The organism is Coleofasciculus sp. G3-WIS-01 (assembly GCF_040223135.1).
GTDB lineage: Bacteria > Cyanobacteriota > Cyanobacteriia > Cyanobacteriales > Coleofasciculaceae > Coleofasciculus.
Map to the genome: position 1 here is coordinate 21,402 of NZ_JAVJZI010000288.1, position 6,723 is coordinate 28,124.

The 6,723-nt window shown below is 46.8% G+C and carries 7 protein-coding genes; 4 read left to right on the top strand and 3 right to left on the bottom strand.

Translation table 11 applies throughout. The features are described 5' to 3' along the window. Positions 1-14 precede the first annotated feature (14 nt). From RIM23_RS31125 to RIM23_RS31140, 4 genes are all read left to right on the top strand, one after another. Entirely contained in the window at positions 15-1,715 is a 1,701-nt protein-coding gene (locus RIM23_RS31125) for an ABC-F family ATP-binding cassette domain-containing protein (protein WP_446372425.1), read from the top strand. A 536-nt stretch (positions 1,716-2,251) separates the two neighbouring features. Continuing rightward, entirely contained in the window at positions 2,252-3,850 is a 1,599-nt protein-coding gene (gene gpmI, locus RIM23_RS31130; protein WP_446372427.1) for a 2,3-bisphosphoglycerate-independent phosphoglycerate mutase, read from the top strand. A 63-nt stretch (positions 3,851-3,913) separates the two neighbouring features. Further along, on the top strand, positions 3,914-4,147 hold the full coding sequence (gene secG / locus RIM23_RS31135) for a preprotein translocase subunit SecG (RefSeq protein ID WP_446372429.1): 234 nt from the start codon (positions 3,914-3,916) through the stop codon (positions 4,145-4,147). Positions 4,148-4,186: 39 nt separating this feature from the next. Further along, positions 4,187-5,029, top strand: a complete 843-nt coding sequence (locus tag RIM23_RS31140; protein WP_446372431.1) for a matrixin family metalloprotease — start codon at positions 4,187-4,189, stop codon at positions 5,027-5,029. 142 nt (positions 5,030-5,171) lie between these two features. Here the strand turns inward: RIM23_RS31140 and RIM23_RS31145 are convergent, their stop codons facing one another. From RIM23_RS31145 to RIM23_RS31155, 3 genes are read right to left on the bottom strand one after another with little or no spacing between them, the layout of a single operon-like run. Next, on the bottom strand, positions 5,172-5,774 hold the full coding sequence (locus RIM23_RS31145) for a hypothetical protein (protein ID WP_446372433.1): 603 nt from the start codon (positions 5,772-5,774) through the stop codon (positions 5,172-5,174). Further along, entirely contained in the window at positions 5,743-6,189 is a 447-nt protein-coding gene (locus RIM23_RS31150; RefSeq protein ID WP_446372435.1) for a hypothetical protein, read from the bottom strand. The genes RIM23_RS31145 and RIM23_RS31150 overlap by 32 nt, the downstream gene beginning before the upstream one ends. A 2-nt stretch (positions 6,190-6,191) precedes the next feature. Next, positions 6,192-6,584 (bottom strand): hypothetical protein, encoded by a 393-nt coding sequence (locus tag RIM23_RS31155; protein WP_446372437.1) that lies wholly within the window; start codon positions 6,582-6,584, stop codon positions 6,192-6,194. Between the last annotated feature and the right edge of the window lie 139 nt (positions 6,585-6,723).

Sequence of the window (6,723 nt, forward strand, 5' to 3'; positions counted from 1 at the left end):
GAGACATTACACCCATGCTGAGACTAGAACACATTAGTAAAATTTATCCCACTGGCGAAGTTCTCAAGGATGTCAACTGGGAAGTCAAACCGGGCGATCGCATCGGCTTAGTTGGCGTGAATGGTGCGGGTAAATCTACTCAACTCAAGATTATTGCGGGGGAGATAGAACCCACGGCTGGAGAAGTCATCCGCCCTACCAGTCTCCACATCGCTTACCTCACCCAAGAATTTGAAGTCGATCCCACTCGCACGGTGCGCGAAGAATTTTGGACGGTATTTACACAAGCCAACCAAGTACAGCATAATCTGGCGCAGGTGCAACGGGACATGGAAACCGCTGATCCTGATCAACTCGATCGCCTGATCCACAAGCTGGATAAATTGCAGCGTCAGTTTGAAGCCCTGGATGGGTACTCTCTAGAAGCGCAAATCGAGAAGATATTACCGGAAATGGGATTTGCTCCCGAAGACGGCGATCGCTTAGTTAGCGCGTTCAGTGGCGGTTGGCAAATGCGGATGAGTTTGGGTAAAATCCTGCTGCAAAGTCCTGATATATTACTGTTAGATGAACCGACTAACCACATCGATTTAGAAACCATCGAATGGTTAGAAAATTATCTAAAAGGCTTAAAAACCCCGATGGTGATTGTATCCCATGACCGGGAATTTCTGGATCGCCTCTGTACCCAGATTGTGGAAACAGAACGCGGCGTCTCTACCACCTACCTAGGCAATTATTCGGCTTACTTACAGCAAAAAGCCGAGATGCAAGAATCCCAACTCAGCTCATACGAGCGTCAGCAGAAAGAACTAGAAAAGCAGCAAGCCTTTGTTGAGCGGTTCCGCGCCAGTGCAACCCGCAGCACCCAGGCAAAAAGCCGCGAGAAACAATTAGAAAAAGTTGAACGCATTGAAGCACCAACGGGTAGCTTAAAAAGCTTACATTTTCGCTTTCCCCCAGCCCCTCGTAGTGGTCGCGAGGTGGTCAAGATTAAGGATTTGGTGCATACCTACGACGACAAGATTCTCTTCCTCGGTGCAGACTTGCTGGTTGAACGGGGCGATCGCATCGCTTTCTTAGGACCCAACGGATCAGGCAAATCCACGCTATTACACCTAATGATGGGGATGGAAAACGCCACAGAAGGGATTGTGGAACTGGGTCAGCATAATGTGATTCCCGGCTATTTTGAGCAAAATCAAGCCGAAGCGCTGGAGTTAACTAAAACTGTCATGGAAACCATCCATGATGAAGTTCCCGATTGGAAAAATGAAGACGTTCGCACCTTATTAGGGCGATTTCTCTTTAGTGGTGAAACAGTCTTCAAAAAAGTCGAATCCCTGAGTGGGGGAGAAAAAGCCCGTCTGGCTTTAGCAAAAATGCTGCTACGTCCCGCAAATTTACTCCTATTGGATGAGCCAACCAATCACCTGGATATCCCCGCCAAAGAGATGTTAGAGGAAGCACTCCAGCATTATGATGGTACCGTGATTATTGTCTCCCACGACCGTTATTTTATTTCCCAAGTGGCGACGAAAATTGTTGAAATTCGCGATGGCGAGTTCCGAACTTATCTAGGTGATTATCACTACTACCTCGATAAAATTGCCGAAGAGAAAGAACAGGCAAGATTAGCCGCGATCGCAGCCGAAAAAGCTGCCAAGAAAGCTGAGAAAGCTGCCAAGAAAAAAGCCTCCGCCAAACGTCGATAAAACATTTAGGACGAATTTCACGATCCAGTCAGCCCTCAACTAAAGTTGGGGCTAAAAGCTTAAACCAGTTGAAACTGGTTCACAGAATTCTGACTTTTCACGGTATGTGGTGCCTCTGTAGGGGCGGGTTTCACGACTATCTTTTCGGTCGCAACCCGATGTAAATAAACCCGCCCCGACTCAGGTTTTTAGACTTCCCCTGAAAAGTCACTCAAAGAATTTCCCCGTAAGCTCGATGCTTACTTTAGCTTTGACGCAGAAACGAAATTTCCGGCTATGGGAGTTAGCGACATTCTTCTTATAGTCACCTGACTCATGACACAAGAGTTAGCTAGTTGAGAATAGTGTCAACAAGTATCCTCTGCAAAGAGCTGCTCGAGAACAATGATTCCTGAGAAAGAAAATAGACCGAAGAAGCTGCTAAATTTTCCGGCAAAATGCCTAAAAAGTCAAACGAAAGGCAAAAATTAGCCATCAAATCAAGAAACTAATGATATCATGGCGGTGAAATTAGTGTAGGAATAAAGAGCGATACTATGATGCAAGCACCTGTATCTCCTGTGGTGCTAGTCATCTTGGACGGCTGGGGCTACCGCGAAGCAATGGATGGAAATGCCATTGCCATCGCTCGAACCCCTGTAATGGATAGCCTTTTGGCGGCTTATCCCAGTACAACCATTCGGACATCTGGTAAAGACGTAGGTCTACCAGAGGGTCAAATGGGTAACTCGGAAGTGGGTCACCTGAATATTGGTGCTGGGCGTGTCGTTCCCCAAGAACTAGTTCGCATCTCAGATGCTGTGGAAGATGGTTCTATCCATGAGAATGCAGCCCTGCAGAAATTGAGCCAAGAACTTAAGCATCAAGGTGGTAAGTTACACCTGATTGGCTTGTGTTCAGACGGTGGTGTGCATTCTCATATCAACCATCTGCTGGGATTACTGGATTTTGCTAAATCCCAAGGATTCTCTGATGTTTGCGTTCACGCCATTATGGATGGTCGTGATACCAACCCTAACTCCGGGATCAGCTATATTCAGACCATTCAAGAGCATATTGACAAAATTGGCATTGGACGCATTGCCACCATTAGTGGTCGCTACTATGCCATGGATCGAGATCATCGCTGGGATCGCATCCAAAAAGCTTACGACATAATCACCCAGGATGGGAATGGGGATGGTCGTAGTCCGGTTGAGGTGATGCAAGCGTCTTATCAGGCGGACATTACCGACGAGTTTATTCTACCCACTCGGATTACGTCTGGTGCTGTGGAACCGGGGGATGGGATGATTTTCTATAACTTCCGTCCCGATCGCGCCAGACAACTGACCCAAGTATTCACCGATCCGGACTTTAGCGGATTTGAACGGGAACTGATTCAACCCCTAGCCTTTGCCACGTTTACTCAGTATGATCCCAACTTCCCGGTTTTGGTGGCATTTGAGCCGCAGAACTTGAATAATATCCTCGGCGAAGTCATCGCCAGTAAGGGGTTGCGCCAATTCCGCACCGCTGAAACCGAGAAGTACGCCCATGTTACCTACTTTTTTAATGGCGGTTTAGAATTACCCTTTGAAGGAGAGGATCGGGAACTCATTCCCAGTCCCATGGTGTCAACCTACGATCGCGCCCCCGCCATGTCCGCCGTCGAGGTGACGGAAGTGGCGGTAAAGGCGATCAGCAAAATGATTTACTCCTTAGTTGTGATCAACTACGCCAATCCGGATATGGTGGGACATACAGGAAATACACAAGCCTGTGTGAAAGCCATTGAAACGGTGGATCACTGCTTGGGGCGGTTGATTGAGAATATCAACAAAGTTGGCGGAACCGCGATCATTATCGCCGATCACGGGAATGCGGAATACATGCAAGATGAACAAGGCAATCCTTGGACCGCGCACACAACTAACCCTGTACCCTTTATTCTGATAGAAGGGGAAAAATTAAAAATCCCTGGACATGGCACAGAAGTTGCCCTGCGTAGCGATGGACGTTTGGCAGATATTGCCCCGACGATTCTGGACATCTTACAACTACCACAACCGCCAGAAATGACGGGACGTTCTATGATTAAACCAGTGGAGTTTGATGTGCGGAAGAATCGGACGCCAGTACGAGTTGCCTTGTAGTCTTTGGTCTGGGACGAAAATAACAAGACCAAATTTCCACTGACAACTAAACCATAATCAGCGATGATCGTTAGTCAAATTCTGCAAATTATTTGGGGAGTATCTGCTCTCGGTTTGATTATTTTAGTGTTGCTTCATAGTCCCAAAGGGGATGGTATTGGTGGGATTGGTGGTCAAGCCCAACTGTTTACCAGTGCCAAAAGTGCAGAAACCGCCCTCAACCGGGTTACCTGGGTGCTTGCCATTATCTTTATCGGTTTGACCATTGTTCTCAGTGCTGGGTGGTTGAATCAGTGATATCTTCCCCCACTGAATCGAACAAGCAAAGAATTTGGGATGAGAAAAATTACCGCTCCCAAGCTGAGGCGTTTCCTCCATAGCACCAGGAAACGTCTCTTGTGGATAGCGATCTTGACCAGTGGTTTAATTCTGTTACTATCGATATCTTGGCATGTCCCTGGGATTCCGTTCTCTCTCCCAACTCCTCAACCTCACCCCCTCCCCCAAACATTGGCGCAGTGGGATGATCAAACTGGTGTCGGTGATTATTTGACGGATATTAAGTTAACCCCCGTGGAGTATCTGGTTTGGTCTGAGTTTCCGGTTCAGGTTTATATTGAACAACCCAGAGAATCAGCGGAATCCTCGGCTAGTGCTCAACGATTCCATAGTTGGTACAATGCTGTGTTACAAGCGGTAGAGGAATGGACTGTCTATTTACCGTTACAGGTGGTTTCTGAGACAGAATCGGCAGATATTACGATTGTGCGATCGCGTCCCCCTCTGCAAGCCTCCTTTAACCGCGAAACCCAACGATTTGAGAACATTCGCGCCCGTACCGCAGAAACTCGCTACGAATTTTATCTGCGTCCAGGAGTGAAGGAACCACAGGAAATTTTAGCACATAAGTTTACCATTTATCTGAGTCCCCACCAAACGGTAGACTATACCCTAGCCACGGCTCGTCATGAAATAGGACATGCTTTGGGGATTTGGGGTCATTCTCCCGTAGAAACAGATACGATGTACTATTCCCAGGTTCGCCATCCCCCGGAAATCTCCGTGCGGGATATCAACACCCTCAAACGGATTTATCAGCAGCCCACTCGTTTAGGATGGGCGGTGACACCTACAAAGCAGGGGGAGCAGGGGGAGCAGGGGAAGATGAGGTATTTGTAGGGGCTCTCGCATTCGCGCCCAAATCTACCGGTTTTCTACCAAAGTCTCAACGCGAATGCTTCGCCCAATCCCCACGGGGAAGCTGAGGAAGATAAAAATAGGTAATCTTCTACCGGGAAGAGAATAACACCTATTACACAATTTACCGCCGCCACAGATGGGCGATGAGACGATAGAGGAGGGCGATAAGAAACGGGGCGCTTAATCCCAGACTCCAGATAAAAATGGGTGAGAATAAAAACGAAACATCGGTGTAGGATTTCGGCTGGGGTTGTTGTACGGAAATCGCGGTGGCGGTTAAGCCGCTAATCGCTAGTGCAATTCCAGCTAAGGCGATAGTATTATCCAAGGCGCGATCGCTCTTGGTTTGCTCAACGTCGATAATCCCTTGTAGCGTACTATTCAGGTTTTCTAGTAACGTGAGTCCGGGTTGGAAGTTCTCACAGTCGGAGGCGACTTGGCGCTGGTATTTCTGGGCGTAGAGTTCACTGCTGAATTCTTCCAGAACCGTTAAGTCACACCCTGAATACTTTTTCTGCATACTTTGCAGCCGATACTGATAGTTTTCCAGGTTAATCGTCAGGGTACGGCTTTGGTTTTGTAGAGCGTTTAAGGCAAGAGCATAATCCGCTAAATTAATCAAGTGGTCTTTCAGAGTTTTTTGCAGTCGCCCTAAACTCACGCGGTTTCTTTCACATTGTTCGGTGATGTGTTTAATATCTTGAATCGCGGGTTGAATCTCCACGTATTCCCGTTTGTTGGGATAGGCGTTGAATCAGTTCTTGTTTTAGGTGAAAGAAGGGTTTATCGTGGAGAGGTTGAGGCTGATCATTGGATTGATTATTCGCATCTAGTTTTCCTGAATAATCAACCTGGAGAGCATAGGTATCATTAAGTTCTAGGGGTTCGTAGTACCCATCGAACGGATCAGGAAAGTATCTATATCTGGTTTCTAGTAAGGAAATTATGCCAGAATCAAGGGTTTGAGTGGGGGACAGTTTGGTGTAGGTTTCCTCAAAGCTTTTTTCATCTAAATCACCGTAGACTTTCTGCCAGAATTGGCGTCTATTTTGGTCAATTTGATTAGCATTTTGACCTAATCCTTCCTTGAGATCATAAAGGAATAAGTCAATGCTGGGATAGATAATCGAATCAGACATACTCAGTTTTTACCCCGAATTGTTTGCCAAATCCGTTGTAGAAGATTAGGATTAGTTTTAGTCTTGGCTTGATCAACAGAATCAGGAGCGGTAAAAATAGCAATGGCGGAATTCGTTAGTTCTTGGGTAGCTTCATTGGGGATGGGTTGTGGCGGTAATCCTTTATTGCGAACTCCTACATTTTGCTCAAGTTGATTACATTCCTGATGATACAGAGTATCGAGGGGAGGATAGTCTGCTGCAATGCTATCCAGATTGCCAATTGTATCGGGATTGGCTTTCATCTGTTGGGCTAAATCATGGAGTTGAGACTGCACTTTTGGCGGTAGCGGTTGTTCTAATTTGGCTAAACCATTCAGGAATGCAGTTAGTAATTGTTGGTGATAGTCATTCATCGGTAACATTCTCCATACACCTTATCTTATTCTCTCATCCCATTTGGCTATTCAGCATTGAGATAGGGAAATATGAATCGTTGAACCGTAGGGGCGCACGGCGTGCGCCCTCATCTTACCGATGTGCGCCCTCATCTTA

What these genes read in the sequence shown, in the direction of transcription:
- RIM23_RS31140 (WP_446372431.1), top strand. Translation starts at nt 4,187, where the DNA reads ATGAGAAAAATTACCGCTCCCAAGCTGAGGCGTTTCCTCCATAGCACC.
- RIM23_RS31150 (WP_446372435.1), bottom strand. Translation starts at nt 6,189, where the DNA reads ATGTCTGATTCGATTATCTATCCCAGCATTGACTTATTCCTTTATGAT.
- gpmI (WP_446372427.1), top strand. Translation starts at nt 2,252, where the DNA reads ATGATGCAAGCACCTGTATCTCCTGTGGTGCTAGTCATCTTGGACGGC.
- RIM23_RS31155 (WP_446372437.1), bottom strand. Translation starts at nt 6,584, where the DNA reads ATGAATGACTATCACCAACAATTACTAACTGCATTCCTGAATGGTTTA.
- RIM23_RS31125 (WP_446372425.1), top strand. Translation starts at nt 15, where the DNA reads ATGCTGAGACTAGAACACATTAGTAAAATTTATCCCACTGGCGAAGTT.
- secG (WP_446372429.1), top strand. Translation starts at nt 3,914, where the DNA reads ATGATCGTTAGTCAAATTCTGCAAATTATTTGGGGAGTATCTGCTCTC.